The organism is Streptomyces sp. NPDC018964 (genome assembly GCF_044390325.1).
Taxonomy (GTDB): domain Bacteria; phylum Actinomycetota; class Actinomycetes; order Streptomycetales; family Streptomycetaceae; genus Streptomyces.
Genome location: NZ_JBIRYZ010000016.1, coordinates 95,290 through 112,362 on the forward strand (window position 1 = coordinate 95,290; position 17,073 = coordinate 112,362).

Annotated in this window: 18 protein-coding genes and 2 pseudogenes; 14 read left to right on the forward strand and 6 right to left on the reverse strand. The window is 69.7% G+C overall.

Annotated features, from left to right (window positions below; all coding sequences use genetic code 11):
* Positions 1-60: 60 nt before the first annotated feature.
* The 5 genes from ACH5AO_RS25080 (at position 61) to ACH5AO_RS25100 (ending at position 4,438) form a co-directional block, all read left to right on the forward strand.
* A complete protein-coding gene (locus ACH5AO_RS25080) occupies positions 61-501 on the forward strand; it encodes an RrF2 family transcriptional regulator (protein WP_398928246.1) in 441 nt (146 codons plus the stop codon).
* Between the two features lie 95 nt (positions 502-596).
* Positions 597-1,802: a globin domain-containing protein gene (locus tag ACH5AO_RS25085; RefSeq protein WP_398928248.1), complete on the forward strand. Its 1,206-nt coding sequence runs from the start codon at positions 597-599 to the stop codon at positions 1,800-1,802.
* A 143-nt stretch (positions 1,803-1,945) separates the two neighbouring features.
* Complete coding sequence (locus ACH5AO_RS25090; RefSeq protein WP_398928250.1) at positions 1,946-2,425, forward strand: group III truncated hemoglobin; 480 nt, start codon at positions 1,946-1,948, stop codon at positions 2,423-2,425.
* Positions 2,426-2,628: 203 nt separating this feature from the next.
* Positions 2,629-3,159, forward strand: a complete 531-nt coding sequence (locus ACH5AO_RS25095; RefSeq protein ID WP_398928252.1) for a hypothetical protein — start codon at positions 2,629-2,631, stop codon at positions 3,157-3,159.
* Between the two features lie 694 nt (positions 3,160-3,853).
* Positions 3,854-4,438: a hypothetical protein gene (locus ACH5AO_RS25100; protein WP_398928254.1), complete on the forward strand. Its 585-nt coding sequence runs from the start codon at positions 3,854-3,856 to the stop codon at positions 4,436-4,438.
* A 186-nt stretch (positions 4,439-4,624) separates the two neighbouring features.
* Here the strand turns inward: ACH5AO_RS25100 and ACH5AO_RS25105 are convergent, their stop codons facing one another.
* The gene (locus ACH5AO_RS25105) at positions 4,625-5,044 is read right to left on the reverse strand and encodes a hypothetical protein (protein ID WP_398928256.1); all 420 of its coding nucleotides are present in this window, start codon (positions 5,042-5,044) and stop codon (positions 4,625-4,627) included.
* A gap of 143 nt (positions 5,045-5,187) precedes the next feature.
* On the reverse strand, positions 5,188-6,150 hold the full coding sequence (locus tag ACH5AO_RS25110) for an NAD(P)-dependent oxidoreductase (RefSeq protein WP_398928258.1): 963 nt from the start codon (positions 6,148-6,150) through the stop codon (positions 5,188-5,190).
* Positions 6,151-6,669: 519 nt separating this feature from the next.
* On the opposite strand from ACH5AO_RS25110, the gene ACH5AO_RS25115 reads away from it, so the two are divergent.
* Entirely contained in the window at positions 6,670-7,593 is a 924-nt protein-coding gene (locus ACH5AO_RS25115) for a sigma-70 family RNA polymerase sigma factor (RefSeq protein WP_398928260.1), read from the forward strand.
* Positions 7,594-7,618: 25 nt separating this feature from the next.
* On the opposite strand, the pseudogene ACH5AO_RS25120 reads toward ACH5AO_RS25115, so the two are convergent.
* A pseudogene (locus ACH5AO_RS25120) lies at positions 7,619-7,815 on the reverse strand (DUF6009 family protein); the annotation flags it as partial.
* A gap of 151 nt (positions 7,816-7,966) precedes the next feature.
* Here ACH5AO_RS25120 and ACH5AO_RS25125 point away from each other — a divergent pair.
* The 3 genes from ACH5AO_RS25125 to ACH5AO_RS25135 all read left to right on the forward strand — a co-directional run bounded on the left by ACH5AO_RS25125 (position 7,967) and on the right by ACH5AO_RS25135 (position 10,803).
* Positions 7,967-8,266, forward strand: coding sequence for a winged helix-turn-helix domain-containing protein (locus ACH5AO_RS25125; protein ID WP_398928262.1), 300 nt, complete (start codon positions 7,967-7,969; stop codon positions 8,264-8,266).
* Positions 8,267-8,294: 28 nt separating this feature from the next.
* Positions 8,295-9,761 carry an aldehyde dehydrogenase family protein gene (locus tag ACH5AO_RS25130; RefSeq protein ID WP_398928264.1) on the forward strand — a complete coding sequence of 489 codons (1,467 nt, stop codon included), beginning with the start codon at positions 8,295-8,297 and terminating at the stop codon, positions 9,759-9,761.
* A gap of 211 nt (positions 9,762-9,972) precedes the next feature.
* The gene (locus ACH5AO_RS25135) at positions 9,973-10,803 is read left to right on the forward strand and encodes a helix-turn-helix transcriptional regulator (RefSeq protein WP_398928266.1); all 831 of its coding nucleotides are present in this window, start codon (positions 9,973-9,975) and stop codon (positions 10,801-10,803) included.
* A gap of 20 nt (positions 10,804-10,823) precedes the next feature.
* Here the strand turns inward: ACH5AO_RS25135 and ACH5AO_RS25140 are convergent.
* Positions 10,824-11,491: pseudogene (locus ACH5AO_RS25140) on the reverse strand (transcriptional regulator); the annotation flags it as partial.
* A 241-nt stretch (positions 11,492-11,732) separates the two neighbouring features.
* On the opposite strand from ACH5AO_RS25140, the gene ACH5AO_RS25145 reads away from it, so the two are divergent.
* The gene (locus tag ACH5AO_RS25145) at positions 11,733-12,161 is read left to right on the forward strand and encodes a MerR family transcriptional regulator (RefSeq protein WP_398928268.1); all 429 of its coding nucleotides are present in this window, start codon (positions 11,733-11,735) and stop codon (positions 12,159-12,161) included.
* An 11-nt stretch (positions 12,162-12,172) separates the two neighbouring features.
* Entirely contained in the window at positions 12,173-13,252 is a 1,080-nt protein-coding gene (locus ACH5AO_RS25150; protein ID WP_398928269.1) for an NAD-dependent epimerase/dehydratase family protein, read from the forward strand.
* 460 nt (positions 13,253-13,712) lie between these two features.
* Here ACH5AO_RS25150 and ACH5AO_RS25155 read toward each other — a convergent pair whose 3' ends face one another.
* The gene (locus ACH5AO_RS25155) at positions 13,713-14,321 is read right to left on the reverse strand and encodes a hypothetical protein (protein WP_398928270.1); all 609 of its coding nucleotides are present in this window, start codon (positions 14,319-14,321) and stop codon (positions 13,713-13,715) included.
* Positions 14,322-14,575: 254 nt separating this feature from the next.
* On the opposite strand from ACH5AO_RS25155, the gene ACH5AO_RS25160 reads away from it, so the two are divergent.
* The 3 genes from ACH5AO_RS25160 to cynS all read left to right on the forward strand — a co-directional run bounded on the left by ACH5AO_RS25160 (position 14,576) and on the right by cynS (position 16,480).
* Positions 14,576-15,184, forward strand: a complete 609-nt coding sequence (locus tag ACH5AO_RS25160) for a TetR family transcriptional regulator C-terminal domain-containing protein (RefSeq protein WP_398928271.1) — start codon at positions 14,576-14,578, stop codon at positions 15,182-15,184.
* A gap of 108 nt (positions 15,185-15,292) precedes the next feature.
* Positions 15,293-16,006 (forward strand): cysteine hydrolase, encoded by a 714-nt coding sequence (locus tag ACH5AO_RS25165; protein WP_398928272.1) that lies wholly within the window; start codon positions 15,293-15,295, stop codon positions 16,004-16,006.
* A 30-nt stretch (positions 16,007-16,036) separates the two neighbouring features.
* The gene (cynS, locus tag ACH5AO_RS25170; protein ID WP_398928273.1) at positions 16,037-16,480 is read left to right on the forward strand and encodes a cyanase; all 444 of its coding nucleotides are present in this window, start codon (positions 16,037-16,039) and stop codon (positions 16,478-16,480) included.
* A gap of 355 nt (positions 16,481-16,835) precedes the next feature.
* Here cynS and ACH5AO_RS25175 read toward each other — a convergent pair whose 3' ends face one another.
* Positions 16,836-17,033, reverse strand: coding sequence for a hypothetical protein (locus tag ACH5AO_RS25175; protein ID WP_398928274.1), 198 nt, complete (start codon positions 17,031-17,033; stop codon positions 16,836-16,838).
* Positions 17,034-17,073: the final 40 nt, after the last annotated feature.

A 17,073-nucleotide genomic window follows, 5' to 3' on the forward strand; every position in this document is an offset into this window, starting at 1 on the left:
GAGACGCACACCACACTCTTTAAATATGAATCCAAAAAGCAAGTTAGCTACGATGTGACCGTGCGACTGACCAAGTACACGGATCTGGCGCTCCGTGCGGTGATGCGCCTCGCCGTCGTCGACGACGGCGAGCTGCTGACCACCCGGGAGATCGCCGAAGCCATGCGGGTGCCCTACACGCACATGGCGAAGGCCATCGCGCACCTCCAGCACCTCGGTGTGGTCGAGGCCCGCCGAGGACGCAACGGCGGTCTGACCCTGACCGGGACGGGCCGGCACATCGGAGTGGGCCGCCTGGTCCGGGCCCTGGAAGGGGGCCGCGAGACGGTCACGTGCGAGGGCGACGCCCCCTGCCCGCTGGCCGGGGGGTGCCGGCTGCGGCGGGCCCTGCGCGAGGCTCAGGAGGCCTTCTACACCTCACTGGACCGACTCGTCGTGAACGACCTCGTCACCTCCCCCACCGGCCCCGTCCTCCTGTCCCTCGGCGTCCCGAACAGCTGAAAACCGTGGCACACCACCTGGTCGCGTTTCACACTGTCGATCACCATCAGCTTCTCCCTTTAATTGGCATCTTGGATGCGAGATAGGAGCTCCTCATGCTCTCCGCGCAGTCGACCCCCGTCGTCCGGGCCACGCTCCCGGCCGTGGGCGCTCACCTGAGCACGATCACCGAGCTGTTCTACCGCCACATGTTCGAAGAGCGCCCGGAACTGCTGCGGACCCTGTTCAACCGCGCCAACCAGGCCAGCGGAGCCCAGCGCGAGGCCCTCGCCGGCGCGGTCGCGGCCTTCGCCACCGTCCTGGTGGAACGCCCCGATGAGCGCCCGGACGCGATCCTCGGCCGCATCGCCCACAAGCACGCGTCGCTGGGCATCACCCCCGATCAGTACACGCTCGTCGGCCGCCACCTCCTCGGCGCCGTCGCCGAGGTGCTCGGCGACGCCGTCACCCCCGAGGTGGCCGCCGCCTGGGACGAGGTCTACTGGCTGATGGCCAACGCCCTCATCGCGATGGAGGCGCGCCTGTACGCCGAGGCGCAGGTCGGCAACGGCGACGTCTGGCGCGAGATGGAGATCGCCGAGCGCACCGAGGAGTCCGCCGACTCCGCCTCCTTCGTCCTGCGCCGCCCCGACGGCCTGCCCACCCGGCCCTTCCTGCCCGGGCAGTACGTCAGCGTCCAGGTGGAACTCCCCGACGGAGCCCGGCAGATACGCCAGTACAGCCTCTCCACCGCTCCCGACCGCAAGACCTGGCGCATCACCGTGAAGCGGGAACGCGCCGCCGACGGTTCGGCCCCCGACGGCGAGGTCTCCACCTGGCTCCACACCCATGCCCGTGCCGGCGACGTCCTGCGGGTCTCCCTCCCCTTCGGCGACCTGGTCCTCCCCGACGGCGACGGCCCGGTCGTGCTGGCCTCCGCCGGCATCGGCATCACTCCCATGCTCTCCATGCTCGACCACCTGGCCCGCTCCTCCTCTTCCCGCCAGGTCACCGTCGTCCACGCGGACCGTTCGCCCGCCCACCACGCCCACCGCGTCGAGCACACCGAACTGGCCTCCCGTCTTCCCGGCGCCTCGCTGCACCTGTGGTACGAGTCCGGGGCCGCGGAGTCGGCCCTCCCGCACGTCCGCGGCGGCCGCGCCGACCTCACCGACCTCGCTCTGCCCGAGGACGCCACCGCCTACCTCTGCGGCCCCCTGCCCTTCATGCGGGCCGTCCGGGGCAGCCTCCTCGACAAGGGCCTGCACCCCGCCGGCATCCACTACGAGGTCTTCGGCCCCGACCTCTGGCTCAGCAAGTAACCGTCACCGCACGGGCGGGCGGCGGCCGTGCCGCCCGCCCGGCGGATCATCGCAGGCCGGACGCCTCCACCGTCCCGCCCGCACGTGCTGTACGTCGTCGGCGAAGTGCTCAAGCTCGCCGCGCTCGTGTTCGGAGGACTGTCATGACCGGTGCCGAACAGCCGGGCTCCGGCCCGGCGGCCGCACCCGCCCCCGACGACATCCGCACCCGCGAGGACATCGACTCCCTGGTGCGCGCCTTCTACGGCCGGGTGGTCGCCGACCCCCTCATCGGCCCGCTCTTCACCCGGGCGGTCGACATCGACTGGCCCGGTCACCTCCGGATCATGACCGACTTCTGGGAGAGTTCCCTGCTCACCCCCGGTGTGTACCGAAGGAACGCCCTGCGGCCCCACCGTGCGCTGCACGCGGTCTCCCCTTTCCGCCAGGAGCACTTCGACCGCTGGCTGTCGCTGTGGACCGCGACCGTGGGGCGGATGTACGCCGGCCCCGTCGCCGACCGCGCCGTGACCAAGGCACACACCGTGGCCCAGGCCCTGGCCCGCAACACGATGGGCGCCACACGCCCCGGCACGGCCCACGGCCCGGTCGCCGTGACGATCGGCACGCACCCGAAGGACTGAACCACCGGCCCGTCCGCCTTCGCCGGGCGGCCGTGAGCGTCCGCCCGAGAAAACCGGTCCGGGGCATGACTCGCCCCGGACCGCCCGGACCGATCGACCTGACCCGATCGATCCGGGAGCGGAATTCTCCATCCACATCGTTTCGCCCGCCGCTCACCCCCTCGTGCGGTGAACGCCGGGCATCCGAGCGAGCGGAGGTCTCCTTGCCCGAGCACACGGACCACGACGACTCCGTGCCCCCCGGGGAGCGGTTCCGGCGCCGGCGCGCGGCGGACGTGTCCCGGGCCTGGTGGAACGACCCCGCGAACACGGAGAAGAAGAAGGTGCGCCGACAACGCATCTCGGAGGGCAACCGGGCCTGGTGGAGCGATCCGGCGAACGCCGCGAAGAGACTCCGGCAGAAGCAGCGGGTGTCGGAGGCCAACCGGGCGCGCTGGAACGATCACCAGAAGGTGGCACACCGCCGCTTCTGGATACTGAGCTGGGCCCTCAGCGGCGAGCAGGCGATCACGTTCGCCAAGCGCGAGGGGCTGTCCGCGCTGCCCGCCTGGATCAGGGCGGCCTCCAGCATCGACGGTCTCACCGCGGAGGAGAGGCGGCTGGTGTCCAGGGCGCACGCGGCGTCCCGGCGGTCCCGCGGAGGGTTCGACGCCTCCTTCACGGAGGCCGAACTCGGACTGCTGCGGACGGGGCGGGAGAACGCCGCGAAGGCGATGGAGCCGCCCTCCTCGTGAGAACTCCGGCATCGGGAGTCGAGCACTCCATGAGTGTATGACGCCGAACACAAGGTTGTCATGACTCCTGCCCGACTCGGCCCGGCAAGGGGCGGACGATGCACGTAAAAGCTCCCATTACGACAACGCGTCGTCGACGGGAAGGGTACAACACGTCGGAAGCATGATAAAGATGCCGAAGCAACAGTGGCATCCATCGGCTCACGCGGAGGAACAGGCGAACGTGATACTCAAGGCCGTCACGCCGGATCCCCTGGTGCCGGGTCCGGGCTCCCCGTGCGTCCCTCGCGGCTCGGGCACGTACCGCGTCCGGAGGATCCCGTGCGCCGGGTGCCTCGTCGGAGACCCATGACGCCCGCCGCGCTTTCGGATCCCATTGCGTTTCACAGCAAGCGGTGCCGACAATGACCGGTATGGAGTGTCAGCCGAGCCGCGTTTCCCGGAGTCATGAGGGTCCGGCTGCGCGGCATCCCCTACCGGATCCGCCACGATCTCGGGCAAAGTGCGGATCTCACTGTGCAGCAACCACGCACGTGTGTCACGCTGCCCATCGGTTGTGTACCGACCGCCGTACTAATCTATATCCCGGATGAGCTACTGCGTATTGTGCACAAGGTTCACTTCTGTGGCTGAACGGGCGCGGAAACGAAGCGTGCGGATGCGCGGTAGGAAGGGTTCAGGATGAGAGGGACACATGGTCGCGGTAACCCACAAGACACGGAACATTGAGATCACCGCGGAGAACCTGCAGGAGGAACTGCACCGTCTGGAGGCCCAGCGGCAGGCTCTCGAACGCGAGTTGGCCGCGGTGACGGCGCATCTGGGGTCGGTGCAGCAGGCCTTGGCGGCGCTGCAGGGACTGATGGAGACGGCTCTCCCCGCGACATCCCGCCCCGCGGCGTCCGGCCCCGTGGTGGACGCACCCGTGGCCGAGCCGGCCGGCTCGGCTGAACCCGCCTCCCCGGCGGCCGCACCGGCCGTGGCCGATGACCGGACAGGGGCACACGAAGGCGCACCGGAACGTGTGCGTCCCGTCCGGCGCGGGTCCGAGAGGACCGCACAGGAACAGGGGAAGTACGGCAGGCTCACCGAACAGATCATGGAGTTCTTCGCGGGCACCGGCGGAACTGCCGTCCGGGCGCGTGACGTCGCCGCCGCACTCGGCCGGGACACCGACGCCGGGAGCATCAACGCCGTGCGCAGCACGCTCGACCGGCTGGTCGGCACCTCGCGCATCCAGCGGGCGGGACGTGGCCTGTACCGCGCACACTCTTCTTGACGGATCACTGGACGCACCCCCCTCGGTGGATCGCATGTCCGGAGGCGGACAAGGTATTGTCCGCCTCCGGACATGCGTTTCCCCTCACTGCGCAAGGCACCTCAAGACGCGCTCGGCACTGGTCTCGTGGCATGACGTACTGTGACATCCTCTAGATACATGTTATGTATGCCGTCCCTCGCCGTGTCAACACACTGGCGGTTCTACGTTCTCGGTGGTTGGAGGGAGTGTCGCCCTCGGACAAACACCGACGGTCCGGCCCCTGGAACGACGGACGTGATCGGAAGCGAGGCGGGGTCCGGGGACGTCGGACCGGAGGGCGGCGAAGTCGGCGTGGGCCTGTTCGCCGGCTTCGGGGTACGCCTCGTGCTTGGCGTGCCCGGTGAGCGCGCGGTGGATGCCGGCGGCCGAGGGGTTCTGTCCCTTGCGCTTGCCGGTGGGGGTGATCAGGCCGGGCTGAATCCGCTCGACGGACTCGCCGTTCGCCCGTCGCCGGAGCACGGTGTGGAGCATGTCGTCGATGATGGCGGGTGGCCGGCCGCCGTGCTTGCTCCCGCGGGCCGCGGTGTCGAGACCTTCGAGGGCCGACTCGCGGATGTTCGCCATCCAGCGTGTGGAAGGGAGAGAACCTACGAGCCGGGCGCCGGTTCGCGTGTCTCGGCCGACTCTTTCCGCGATGCCGCGGGGATTCCGCGGTGCGGCCGGCCCGACCGGGGGACCCGTGTGCCGGGCTCGTGCCGTGTCGTCCGTCAGGGCGTTTCTTCCGCGGCCTCGGGGAGCGTGAGGGCGTTCAACAGCGCCTCACCTCTCGCGTAGCGGTGAACTTGCCGGCTCAGGAAGGCGGCCGAGGCGGCGTCGAAGGCGTCCGTGAAAGCCGCGGTGTGCGGTGTCACCAGGGCGCCGGGCAGTCCCCAAAGGGGGTGACCGGACGGCAAGGGCTCCGGTGCCGTGACGTCCAGCCCGGCCCGCAGCCGCCCCGTCGCGACCTCTTCGACGAGGGCCGGGGTGTCCACGATTTCGCCGCGGGCCACATTGACGACGACGGCGCCGTCGGGCAGCAGGGACAGTTCGGTGGAACCGAGCAGGCCGCGGGTCCCCGCCGCCAGCGGAACACACACCACGACGGCGTCCGCCTCGGGAAGCAGGTCGTGGAGTTCGGCGATCGCGTGGACGCGGCCCTCCGAAGTGTCCCGCGCGGAACGCGCCACACGTACGACGTGGCACCCGAACGGGGCCAGCCGACTCGCGACGGCACCCCCCACCGCCCCCTGCCCCAGCACCAGGACGGTCTTCCCGAGAAGGGTGGAGAAGCGGGAAGGCCGCCACTCACCCCGCTGCTGCCGGCGCTGGAAGACGTCCAGGCCGCGCGTCATCGCCAGCAGCAGTGCCGTGGCGTGCTCGGCCGTGGCCTGGCCGTGCACGCCCCGTCCGGTCGCCACCCGGGCGCCCGCAGGCAGCAGGGGAAGGAAGGGGCGCAGGTACTCGTAACCGGAACTGAGCAGTTGCAGGACTTCGATTCCGCCGACGCGCGGAAGTATGCGCTTCAGGACGGTTCGCTCCCGGCCGGGCTCGAGCGGAGGAGCGAGGAAGCCCACCTTCGCCGGATCGGAGGGGAACACGTCGCCGCCGTCCCAGTAATGGACGTCGAGGGACCCGCCGAACGATTCGTCGTCGACCTTCCGTGGCAGCCAGACGACACGGCTGTCGGTCATGTGCAGTCGTTCTTTCCATATAGGGAGAAAATAGTGGTATGCCGCTATCCAGCGTCAATCACCATGACACACGGTATCTCGATCCAACAGTGACACTGTTGCGCCGCCCAGGGTAAACACTTTGGAGGAGCACCGTCGGGCCCGTCACGACACCTTCTTGATCCGGAACGACTTGACGCGCCTCCGCGCCACTCGTTCCTGGTCCGCGGTTTCCCCGTCCGCTGTGACATTCTCCCCGGCGGCCGTCTCCGTGACCGGCCGGGCCCGGGTCCCCTCCCCGCCGGGCATCCCGCACACATGGCCACCGCGGAGAGGGACGAACGCCGGGAGGCAGTCGGCCTCTCCCGGCATGACGCCGGCAGCCACGAAACCGTGCCGGGGCGTTCGTCGAGGAGATCGCCCTGCCGGAGGCCGAAAGGTTCCCGGGGCTAGGATCGCGGTAAGCGGGCCGTTCCTGAGCGAGCCGGACGTTCCCGCTGCTCGCACTGTGAGGCTGCTATTCGCGGAGGCATCGGCATCATGGACACGCCCTACCAGCCGACCGATGACTCACTTGCCCTGGCGACGACCGAGTTCCTCCGTCACAAGCCGCGGATGTTCGGCATCGCCTACCGCATCCTGGGCAGCGTGTCCGAGGCGGAAGACGTCGTCCAGGAGGCTTGGCTGCGCTGGCAGGGCACCGACCGAAGCGTGGTGACCGATCCGGGGAAGTTCCTCGGAACGGTCGCCGCCCGCCTGGCGATCAACGTGGCACAGTCCGCACGGGTCCGCCGTGAGGCGTACATCGGCCCGTGGCTGCCCGAACCGGTCGACACCGGGGTGGACCCCCAGGTCGGGGCCGAGCGGGGGCAGGCCGTCGAGCTGGCCGTGCTGCTCCTGCTGGAGAAGCTGAAGCCGGTGGAGCGGGCCGCGTACGTACTGCGGGAGGCGTTCGACTATCCGTACGACCAGATCGCGGACGTACTCCATCTGAAGCAGGACAACGTCCGTCAGATCGTCAGCCGGTCCAGGAAGCGGTTGGCGGCGGAGCGCAGGGAGACGCAGCCGGTCGACGAGAAGGTGCACCGGCGGCTGCTGGAGGCCTTCGTCACCGCCGCCCAGACGGGCGACATCGCCACGCTGGAGAAGCTGCTCTCGGCCGATGCCGCCTCCTACTCCGACGGCAACGGGATGCGGGGGGTGGCACAGATCGTGGTGACGGGTGTGCACCGCGTCGCACAGATCGCGGCCTTCTCCGAGAAGTTCGTCCCCGGGGCCGAGTACCGGTACGCCGAGGCGAACGGCCGGCCGGTGGTACTGGTCTTCCAGGGCGGGACTCTTCGCGCGCTCGTGTCCCTCACGGTGAGCGGCGACCGTGTCAAGGACCTGTACTACGTGCTGGCACCGGACAAGCTCCGGGCGTTCGAGCGTTCGGCCGACCGCGTCGCTCCCTCACTTCCCTAGCGGCCGGTGCCGGGCCCGTCCACAGAGGCAGCGTTGTCCCGGACTGTCGCATCGCGCTGGACGGCGGGCCGCCCTCCGAACGTTCGGTTCTGTAGCCCTTCACCCGTGCTTCCAGGGTGCGCGGATCGACGACTTCGGCCGGCGCGCTCCTGGCGTACAGCCGTCCGGCCGACTGCCGCGGTCATGAGGCGGGAGCCGGAGGACACGGCGTCTGAAGTACCCGAGCCGGGGGAGGGCGGGCTCGATGGTCGTGAGGCTCTGGCCTCGCGCGGCCCGAGCGGGTCGCGATGCCGTCCGTCGCCGCGCTGCCCGGAGAAGCTCGCCGGGTTATCCGGAGCAGGGTCCGGCCGCGCACGGCTGGGTGGAGGACCAGGTGTGGACCGCGGCGCGGGTGGCCATGCCGACCGGCCGGAAGTTCCACGTCTCCTACGGCGTCCCGTGCGTGACGAGGCTGATGCACCGGCTCGGCTTCAGCCCGCAGGTCCCCGCACGCGGGGTTGTCGAGCGCGACGAGCGGGCCGTCACCGTGTGGAAGGAGGCGGCCCGGGCGGAGGTAAAAGAACTCGGGCGGCCTGCGGGGGATACATCCGCTTCGAGGACGGAACCGGGTTCATCCACCGGCCGCCCGGTCGAGGTGTCCACGATCAAGGTGGAGGGCCTCGCTGCCGCGTGACCTGGATCATGGGCATGGGAAGGCATGGATGTCCTGCGACGAGCGATGTTCTCTTGGCGGCATGAACGAAAGCGTCAAGACTCCATTCCCGGATCCGTCCCACTGGATCGACGGCCGCGCTGTCCGCGGGTCCGGGCCGTTGATCGACGTGGTGAACCCCGCAGACGAATCGGTGATCGCCCAGGTGTACGAGGGCACGGTCGAGGACGTGAACATGGCGGTGGACGCCGCGCTCGCCGCCTACCCCGGGTGGGCGGCGACGCCCCCACGGCACCGCGCGGACGTGATGCGGAACCTGGCCGAGGGCTTGCAGAAGCGGAGCGAGGAACTGGCGGCCACCATCACCCTGGAGATGGGCGCCCCGATAACCTTCTCCCGGCAGGCGCAGGTGGGATTCCCGGTCGCGTCGACCTTGGCGGCGGTCGCATCGGCCGAGCGGTTCGAGTGGACGGAAGTGATCGAGAACTCGCTCGTCGTCCGCGAGCCCATCGGCGTGGTGGGGGCCATCACCCCGTGGAACTTCCCGCTGCAGCAGCTGGTGACGAAGGTGGTCCCCGCGATGCTGGCGGGCAACAGTGTCGTCCTCAAGCCCTCGGAGATCTCTCCCCTCAGCGCCCGGATGTTCGCCGAGATCGTCACTGAGGCGGGTGTCCCGGACGGTGTGTTCAATGTGGTACAGGGGACCGGCCCGGTAGTCGGCGAGGCTCTCTCCCGTCATCCGAAGATCGACATGATCTCCTTCACCGGGTCCACCCGCGCCGGCAGGAGCGTTTCCGTCGCCGCCTCCGGAACGGTGAAGCGGGTCGCACTCGAACTGGGGGGCAAGGCGGCCCACATCGTCCTGCCCGAGGCCGACCTCGACTCCGCCGTGACTCGCGGGCTGGCCGTCGCCTGGGCCAACGCCGGTCAGGCCTGTGGCGCCTACGTGCGCATGCTCGTGCCCAGGAGTCTTCAGGAGACGGTGGTCGACAAACTGCGGACGGCGGCCCAGGAGTACGTGGTCGGCGATCCCGCCGACGAGGCCACGCGGATCGGCCCGCTCGCCTCGGAGACCCAGCGCCGGCGCGTCGACGACTACATCCGGCGTGGCATCGCCGACGGCGCCATGCTCGTGGCAGGCGGCCCCGGCCGCCCGGAGGGCTTCGGGACGGGCGCCTACGTCAAACCCACGATCTTCTCCGACGTCGACCCCGAGTCGGCCATCGCCCAGGAGGAGATCTTCGGCCCCGTCCTCGTCGTCATCCCCTACGACGACGACGATGACGCCGTCGAGATCGCCAACGGCACGATCTACGGGCTCAACGCCGCGGTGACCGGCGACGAGGACCATGCCGTGGCAATCGCCCGGCGTCTGCGCGTCGGTCAAGTCGACGTCAACGGTGGACGGCACAACTTCCAGGCCCCGTTCGGCGGGTACAAGCAGTCCGGCAACGGCCGGGAGATGGGCCGCGCCGGTCTTGAAGAGTTCCTCGAGACCAAGGCGATCACCCGCTGACGCGACACGTCGGCATCACATCGAAGAACACACTGTTCGCGGGGAATGAGGGAGCCTGGTCGTAACGTTCACGACGTTGACTCACTGAGCGGCATCCGTGGTCGCGGCGGAGTGCGCGTCGCGGAAGCCCTCTCCGTGCGCAGGCCGGTCCCGGACGATCGCGCTCCGGCGCGTCCCGTCCGGGACGGCGGGTTCTCGCGAAAGGACGACCATGGCAGACCGGGCAGTGCTGGCCGCCTTCCTGCGGGCCCGCCGCGAGGCCCTCCGGCCTGAGGACGTCGAGTTGCCCCGCGGACGCCGCAGACGTACCAGAGGGCTGCGCCGAGAGGAGGTCGCGGCACTCTGCGACGTATCGGTTGATCACTACAGGCGGCTGGAACAGCCGCGAGGCCCCAACCCCTCGGAGCAGATGCTCGCCGCCATCGCCCGCGGACTGCGCCTGTCGCTGGAGGAACGCGATCTGCTCTTCCAGCTCGCCGGTCATGCGCTGCCACGCCGTGCACGGCGCGGCGACCACATCACTCCGGGAATGACGCGCATCCTCGACCGGCTCGCGGACACTCCGGCCCAGGTGATGAACGGCCTGGGCGAGACAATGAGGCAGACGCGCCCTGCGGTGGCGCTGCTGGGTGACCAGACGGCCTACACCGGACTGGCGCGCAGTTCCCACTACCGCTGGTTCACGGAACCGGATGCCCGCCTCGTCCACCCCGAGGGCGACCACGCCGAGCAGAGCCGCCTGATGGTGGCGGACCTCCACAGCACCTACTCCCGCGACGGGCGTGACTCGCGTGCCGCCGAGCTCGTGGACGCACTGAACAGGGAGAGCCCCGAGTTCGCCGCCATCTGGCGTGAACGCCCCGTGCTGGGGCCGTACTGCGCCTCCAAACGCTTCCGGCACCCGGAAGCCGGGACGCTCGAACTGCACTGCCAGACGCTGGTGGACCCCGACCAGTCCCAGCGGCTCGTGGTCTACACCGCGACACCGGGAACCGAGAGTCACACCGGCCTCCGATCGCTGTCCCTCCTGCCGGTCGTCTGAAGGCACCGCCTCGGACCGATGGCGTCGACACCGAGGCCGGCCATCGTGGCCAGGCAGGCGTCCCGGAGCCGCTGGTACCAGCCGTCCAGGTGACGGCCGTTCTCATACCGGACCCATGCCTCGGCCGGTTGCACCTCGTAGCCGAGCTCCACCGTGTAGGCGACGGTGGGCGTCGCGTACCAGGCCGGGCCCTCGGGGCGCTCGCCCTTCGGCGTGAAACGGGGAAGGCGGCAGCGAGCCTCCCCCACTCCTTGCCGGCCTTCGCCCTCGACAGGTCGACCAGCCACGAGCCGGGCAGCTTCGCATCGAACGCGGGGGCCTTGACATGCGTCGGGGCTCCGAGGCCGACGTTCAGACCGTTCGCGCCGACGGCGAAGGCCGTGTTCACGTCGATGCCGACCAGGTGCCGAAGGGTGCACTCGGCATCGGTCATCGGCCGTGCCCGGTCGTACGCCTCCTCGAACGGCTTCTCCGCCGGACCGCGGACATGGAACCGGGGCAGGTCCTCGAGGACCGGGTGGCCGTCAGGGGCCTCGCACGGCGCCGGGTCGACCGGGTCCTTGCCCGACGAGCCGGGGTTGTGCCCGGAGTGCCGCTTGCCGTCGGCGTCGGGCTCGGAGGCGCGCGTCGGCGGGTGCAGCGCGGTCATCAGCTCCAGACCGGTCACGGCGGTCGATCCGCGCGGCGTCCATGACGGACGTCCGGACAACCGCGGGGCCGGCCCCTGGACGCCGATGCCGTCGGTGTCCAGGGGGCCGGCCGCAGCCGTCGAGGAGATCCGTGCCCGTCCGGCCGTCCGCGAGCCGTGCCCGGCCGTTCCACTGTCCCGTGGGCGGGGCATGCGCCACACCCTCCGGGTACCGGGTTGACTTCAAGCGCTTCAACTGTCGGATGCTCTTCGTACGGCAGCAGTAAGGACAGGACACGGCATGGATCTGACCATCCAGGAGATGGCTCGCCGGTCGGGTTTCACCGAGCCCACGCTCCGCTACTACGAGAAGATCGGTCTGCTGGGTGAGGTCGCGCGCGACGAGTCCAGTGGCCATCGCCGGTACGGTCCGGCGACGGCGGAACGTGTGGTGGCGCTGGCCTGCCTGCGTTCCGCGGGGGTGACCGTCAGCGGGATGCGCCGCTACCTGGACCTGCTCGCCCGTGGTGACGCCGCGGCCGCCGAACAGCGGGACCTGTTCACCTCACGGGCCGACGAACTGGCCGCCGAGATCGAACAGCTCCGGCTGCGCCTGGCCTACCTGCGCCGCAAGGCGGACCTGTGGGACGCCCGCCACCGGGGGGACACAGCCGCCGAGGAGCGCGCCGCCGAGGACGCCGTACGCCTGATGGACCGTTTCACCCGATGAAGGATCACACGATGACCACACCGGAACACACCGTTTCCTCCGCGGAGCGCGGGACCGTACTCGTCACGGGGGGCACCGGCTTCGTCGGCGGCCACTCCGTCGCCCGGCTGGTGGGCGAGGGATACCGCACCCGCGTCACGGTCCGGGACTCCGGACAGCGGGACGGGGTCCGGGCGGCGCTCCGTCAGGCCGGGGTCGATCCGGCGGACCGGCTGGAGTTCGCCGTCGCCGACCTCGGCGCCGACCGCGGCTGGGCCGAGGTGATGGACGGTGTCGACCATGTGCTGCACCACGCCTCGCCCTTCCCGCTCACCCCGCCCGAGACCGAGGACGAACTCGTCCGCCCGGCCCGTGACGGTGCGCTGCGGGTCGTCTCCGCGGCTCGCCGGGCCGGTGTCCCCCGCGTCGTGATGACCTCGTCCTACGCGGCGGTCGGGTACACGGTGAAGCCCGGCGACCACTACACGGAGGAGGACTGGACCGACCCGGACACCGTGGGCCTGCCCGCCTATCACAAGTCCAAGGTCCTCGCCGAGCGCGCGGCCTGGGACCACGTGCGCACGCACGGGGGCGTGGAGCTGACGGTCGTCAATCCCACCGGCGTCTTCGGTCCGCAGCTGACCGACCGGCCGTCCGGCTCGGCCGGTCTGGTCAGGCTGATGCTGACCGGGGGGATGCCGGTCGTACCGCTCATGTACTTCGGTGTCGTCGACGTCCGTGACGTGGTGGACCTGCATCTGCGCGCGATGCTGCATCCCGAGGCGGCGGGTGAGCGCTTCATCGCCGTCGGCGGACCGTCGATCAGTTTCCTCGGCATGGCCCGGATCCTGCGCGAGCACTTCCCCGCCGCGGCCGGTGTGCTGCCCTCCGCGGAACTGACCATCGAGCAGATGCGCGAGGAGGCGAGGAGCGAACCGGCTCTGCGGGAGGCCGCGGTCCTGGACGGCCGGATCCCCGTCATCAGCAACGACAAGGCCCGGTCCGTACTGGGCTGGAATCCCCGGGGCGTCGAGGAGACGATCGTGGCCACGGCGGAGAGCCAGATCCGGCTGGGCCTGTCCCTGCCCGGGGAGGAGCACACCGCGGCGTGACCGGCGCGGGCGGGGGAGAAGGGCCGCCCGGCGCGGGGCGGCGCCCGGTCCGTGCCGGTGGCCCGTCCGGTCAGCGGGGCCGTGTCCCCCGCGGCCGCCGGCCGGGACGTTCCCACGACGCCGGAAGGGTCCGCCCCTTCACGGCCTCACGCCGGTGGGCGGGCATCCCCACCAGCGCCGTGCGCAGCGGCTCAGGACGGCCTGGTCGGAGAATCCCAGGAGAGCGCTGATCCGCGCCCTGGGCATGTCCGACGGCATCCGCAGCGCCGCCGCGAAGACGGGCGGCCGCGATTCACGGGCCACGGTGCGCCGTCCGCCGATCGGCCGCCGGTCGTTCCCGGAGTTCCCGGTCGAGCATGCCGGAGGCCGCCGCGGTCTCCGTCGGGGAAGAACGCAAGGAAGGTATCGTTCCGCAGTCACCCGGAACCTCTGGTGAGGGATTGACACCGGACTCGGTCGGCTACGGTTCCTTCCACGCGGTCCCCGAGGGACCGGTGTCCGTCCGGTACACCCCGAAGCCGTCCAGGCCGGCGAGGACCGTTTGGAACCCGGCGGGTTCCACCGACCGGGGCGGGCCGCCGGCGGCCCGGCCGGTCTCCGTGCCGTCGGAGGATACCGCCTCGTCAGGTGACGCGGGAGAGTCGTACGAGGCGAGTACGGCCCGCAGGCGCGCGTACCGGAGATCGGCCGCCCGGAGCCGGTCCACCTCCTCGCGGAGGATCTTCCGGTTCAGTTCCTGGACGCGCGCGTCCTGAGCGAGCGCCATGCGTACGACCGGGGACGGGCCCTGCGCGGCGTCACCGGGACGCCGGCCGAGTTCGTCCGTGTCGTGCGGGGTTTCCCGGGCCGGGGCCGCGGAGGCACGCCGCCCGGTCTCAGCGTCGGGCGGCGAGGCTGGGGGTGACGACTGCCGGACGACCCGCCCGTCCTCAAGAAGTGTCCGCGTCTCACCGGGCCCGACGGACTGCTCGAAGTACTGGAGCAAGGCGGTCAGCCGCTGCACGTCGTCGGGCAGATGCTTCACCGACCACGCGATCTCACCGGGAACCTGGAAACACACCGAACTCATGGATGAAGCGGACATCACACCCCATTGCACCAGCATGAAGACCGAGTCCGGCGTGACGCCGTCGACACTGACGCTCTCGCATCTGGACCGGCCAGCGGTTTTCCCTGCGACGACGGGCCCGTTGCCGTCAAGTAGACACAGCGCGACCCAATATCCAACAGTGTGATCCTAGCCATCCCGGTGACTCAACCCCGAAACGGGCGAACCGCCCCGGGGCCGTTATCGCCGACCGGCCGACTGGTTATCATCGGTGAATGCCGCGTCCATCCAATCCCCAGGTCCGTGTGCGCCTCCTCACCGCAGGGCTCGAACTCATCCGTGCGAACGGCTTCAACGGGTGCGGCGTCAAGGAGATCACCGACCACGCCGGCGTGCCGAAGGGCTCCTTCTACAGTTACTACTCCAGCAAGGACGACTTCGCGGTCGCGGTGCTGGAACACTACTGGGTCTCCATCGAGCGGGACTTCGGCAAGCACTTGCAGGACGAGTCGCTGGCTCCTTTGGATCGCGTCTCCGCCTTCTTCCGGGCCATGACGGAAGACAACGCGCGACGCGACTTCACGGTCGGCTGCCTGGTGGGCAACCTGGCGCTTGAGATCGCCGACCACAGTGTGAAGGCAAGAGCGAAACTGGCGCACATCATGGACCGCTGGACCGCACGGATCTCCGCGTGCCTGCGAGAAGCCGGCGTCGGCTTCCCCGACGGTCACGGGACCGCGGAGGACCTCGCCGCGGCGCTCATCGAGGCGTGGGAAGGCGCCGTCATGCAGGGGCGCATCCTGCAGCGGCGGGATCCGTACGACCGGTTCGCCGCTGTGGTCGTGCCACGGCTCCTCGGCACCCCGGTCGCCCGCGACGCGTAGACGATTTTCCGTCAGTTCTGGCGGACGGTTTCCTGAGGAGAATTTATAGACGACTGGTCACATATGATCGAGGCGTTCCCATGCCCCGCAGTACGAGGAGTACTCGTCATGTCCGATGCCGTCCGATCCGCAGAGCCGTACAGCCCGGCCCTTCCCCACAGCGGTTTCACCCTCGACCTCACGCGCTCGGCCCTGGTCGTCACCGACCCGCAGATCGATTTCTTGAGCCCCGCGGGTGCCACCTGGGAGGTCTTCGGCCCCAACATCATCGAGAACGGCACAGTCGCCCACATCGGGCAGCTCTTCGCCGCGGCCAAGCAGGCCGGCATCAAGGTCCTCGTCTCCCCGCACTACTTCTATCCCTCGGACGAGGAATGGCGGTTCGGCGGCCCGCTGGAGCAGTTCATGCACAGTGTGGGTATGTTCAACCGCACCGGGCCGCTCACCCTCGACGGCTTCACGGACTCCGGAGCGGACTTCCTCGAGGAGTACAAGGGACACATCCTCGACGGCGAGACGGTCATCACCTCCCCGCACAAGATCGTGGGACCCGAGTCGAACGATCTGGTTCTTCAGCTGCGCAAGCGCGGTGTCCAGCAGGTGATCCTCGCCGGCATGGCGGCCAACCTGTGCACGGAGGGGCACATGCGGGAACTGCTCGAGCAGGGCTTCGAGGTGGTTGTCGTGCACGACGCGACGGCCGGGCCCCGACTCCCCGAAGGAGACGGGTACGCCGCCGCCGTCACCAACTTCCGCTTCCTCGCCAGCGCCGTCTGGTCCACCGAGGAGGCAGTGGAACAGCTGGCCGCCGTCCGGGCGTGACCCCTACTGCTCGGAGGAGAGGGACACACGATGAACAGGCACGACATCACCGAGCTGATCGTCGAGACGAAGAACCGCAAGGGCATCAAGTGGCTCTGGGTCGCCGAACAGGTCGGCGCCAGCAAGGAATGGGCCACCGCGGCCTGCCTCGGACAGATGGCCTTCGATGCCGACCAAGCCGCCAAAGTGGCCGACATCTTCGAGCTGCCTCCTGAAGCGGTCACACTGCTGCAGGTACCACCGATGCGCGGCTCGCTCGACGCGGCCGTTCCGGCCGACCCGCTGATCTACCGGATCTACGAGATTGTCAGCGTCTACGGCACAACCCTCAAAGAACTCATCCAGGAGGAGTTCGGCGACGGGATAATGAGCGCCATCGACTTCCGTATGGACGTCGTTCGTCATGAAGACGAAGCGGGCGACCGGGTCGGCATCACTCTGAACGGCAAGTTCCTGCCGTACAAGGCCTACTGAGCCACCACGGCAGTAGTGCCCTCCAGGCAGGCGAAGCAGGTCGTGCCGGGACAGGGCCACCGTGCACCCCCTGAATCCGAACTACCCGTTCGTTCCGGACAGTTGCACGGTGATCTGCCAGGCGAGCGGGGAGCGGACACCGGCAGACGGCGCACCCGGGGGAGCGGAACCCGCGCACTCGACCGCGGAGATCCCCCTGCACCACACAGTGGGACGCCGTCCGGCGCCTGTGGTCCGGGAGCACGTGTGGTCACCCTTCAGAAGGGTCGTGGATCGCTTCCGTCGACCGGCGGAGGACGGACGGGCCTCGACGAGGTGCCGGGCACTCCCGGTCCGACCGGGCGCCGACAGTGGGTCACTCGCCGTGCGCGCTCCCGCCGGCCGGCGAGCCGCTCAGAGCGTGCAGAGAGTCGTAGACCCGTCTTGTCTGAGCGCTGACCTCTTGAAGCTCCTCCAGGAGAACGCGGACACGAGCCTCCAGGACGGTGGCTTCTGCCGTCAGGGACACCACGATCGATGCTATGTCGGAGGGCGTGTCGGTCTCTCTGGGCATGGCGGACATTCCTTTTTCACGAGCAGGCGTTCGGGGGGTG

Excerpts from the sequence above, each read along its gene's own strand:
- ACH5AO_RS25155 (WP_398928270.1), bottom strand. The coding sequence starts at position 14,321 with ATGAGTTCGGTGTGTTTCCAGGTTCCCGGTGAGATCGCGTGGTCGGTG.
- ACH5AO_RS25150 (WP_398928269.1), top strand. The coding sequence starts at position 12,173 with ATGACCACACCGGAACACACCGTTTCCTCCGCGGAGCGCGGGACCGTA.
- ACH5AO_RS25085 (WP_398928248.1), top strand. The coding sequence starts at position 597 with ATGCTCTCCGCGCAGTCGACCCCCGTCGTCCGGGCCACGCTCCCGGCC.
- ACH5AO_RS25135 (WP_398928266.1), top strand. The coding sequence starts at position 9,973 with ATGGCAGACCGGGCAGTGCTGGCCGCCTTCCTGCGGGCCCGCCGCGAG.
- ACH5AO_RS25100 (WP_398928254.1), top strand. The coding sequence starts at position 3,854 with ATGGTCGCGGTAACCCACAAGACACGGAACATTGAGATCACCGCGGAG.
- ACH5AO_RS25160 (WP_398928271.1), top strand. The coding sequence starts at position 14,576 with ATGCCGCGTCCATCCAATCCCCAGGTCCGTGTGCGCCTCCTCACCGCA.
- ACH5AO_RS25175 (WP_398928274.1), bottom strand. The coding sequence starts at position 17,033 with ATGCCCAGAGAGACCGACACGCCCTCCGACATAGCATCGATCGTGGTG.
- ACH5AO_RS25105 (WP_398928256.1), bottom strand. The coding sequence starts at position 5,044 with ATGGCGAACATCCGCGAGTCGGCCCTCGAAGGTCTCGACACCGCGGCC.
- ACH5AO_RS25090 (WP_398928250.1), top strand. The coding sequence starts at position 1,946 with ATGACCGGTGCCGAACAGCCGGGCTCCGGCCCGGCGGCCGCACCCGCC.
- ACH5AO_RS25115 (WP_398928260.1), top strand. The coding sequence starts at position 6,670 with ATGGACACGCCCTACCAGCCGACCGATGACTCACTTGCCCTGGCGACG.
- ACH5AO_RS25130 (WP_398928264.1), top strand. The coding sequence starts at position 8,295 with ATGTCCTGCGACGAGCGATGTTCTCTTGGCGGCATGAACGAAAGCGTC.
- ACH5AO_RS25165 (WP_398928272.1), top strand. The coding sequence starts at position 15,293 with ATGTCCGATGCCGTCCGATCCGCAGAGCCGTACAGCCCGGCCCTTCCC.
- ACH5AO_RS25145 (WP_398928268.1), top strand. The coding sequence starts at position 11,733 with ATGGATCTGACCATCCAGGAGATGGCTCGCCGGTCGGGTTTCACCGAG.
- ACH5AO_RS25110 (WP_398928258.1), bottom strand. The coding sequence starts at position 6,150 with ATGACCGACAGCCGTGTCGTCTGGCTGCCACGGAAGGTCGACGACGAA.
- cynS (WP_398928273.1), top strand. The coding sequence starts at position 16,037 with ATGAACAGGCACGACATCACCGAGCTGATCGTCGAGACGAAGAACCGC.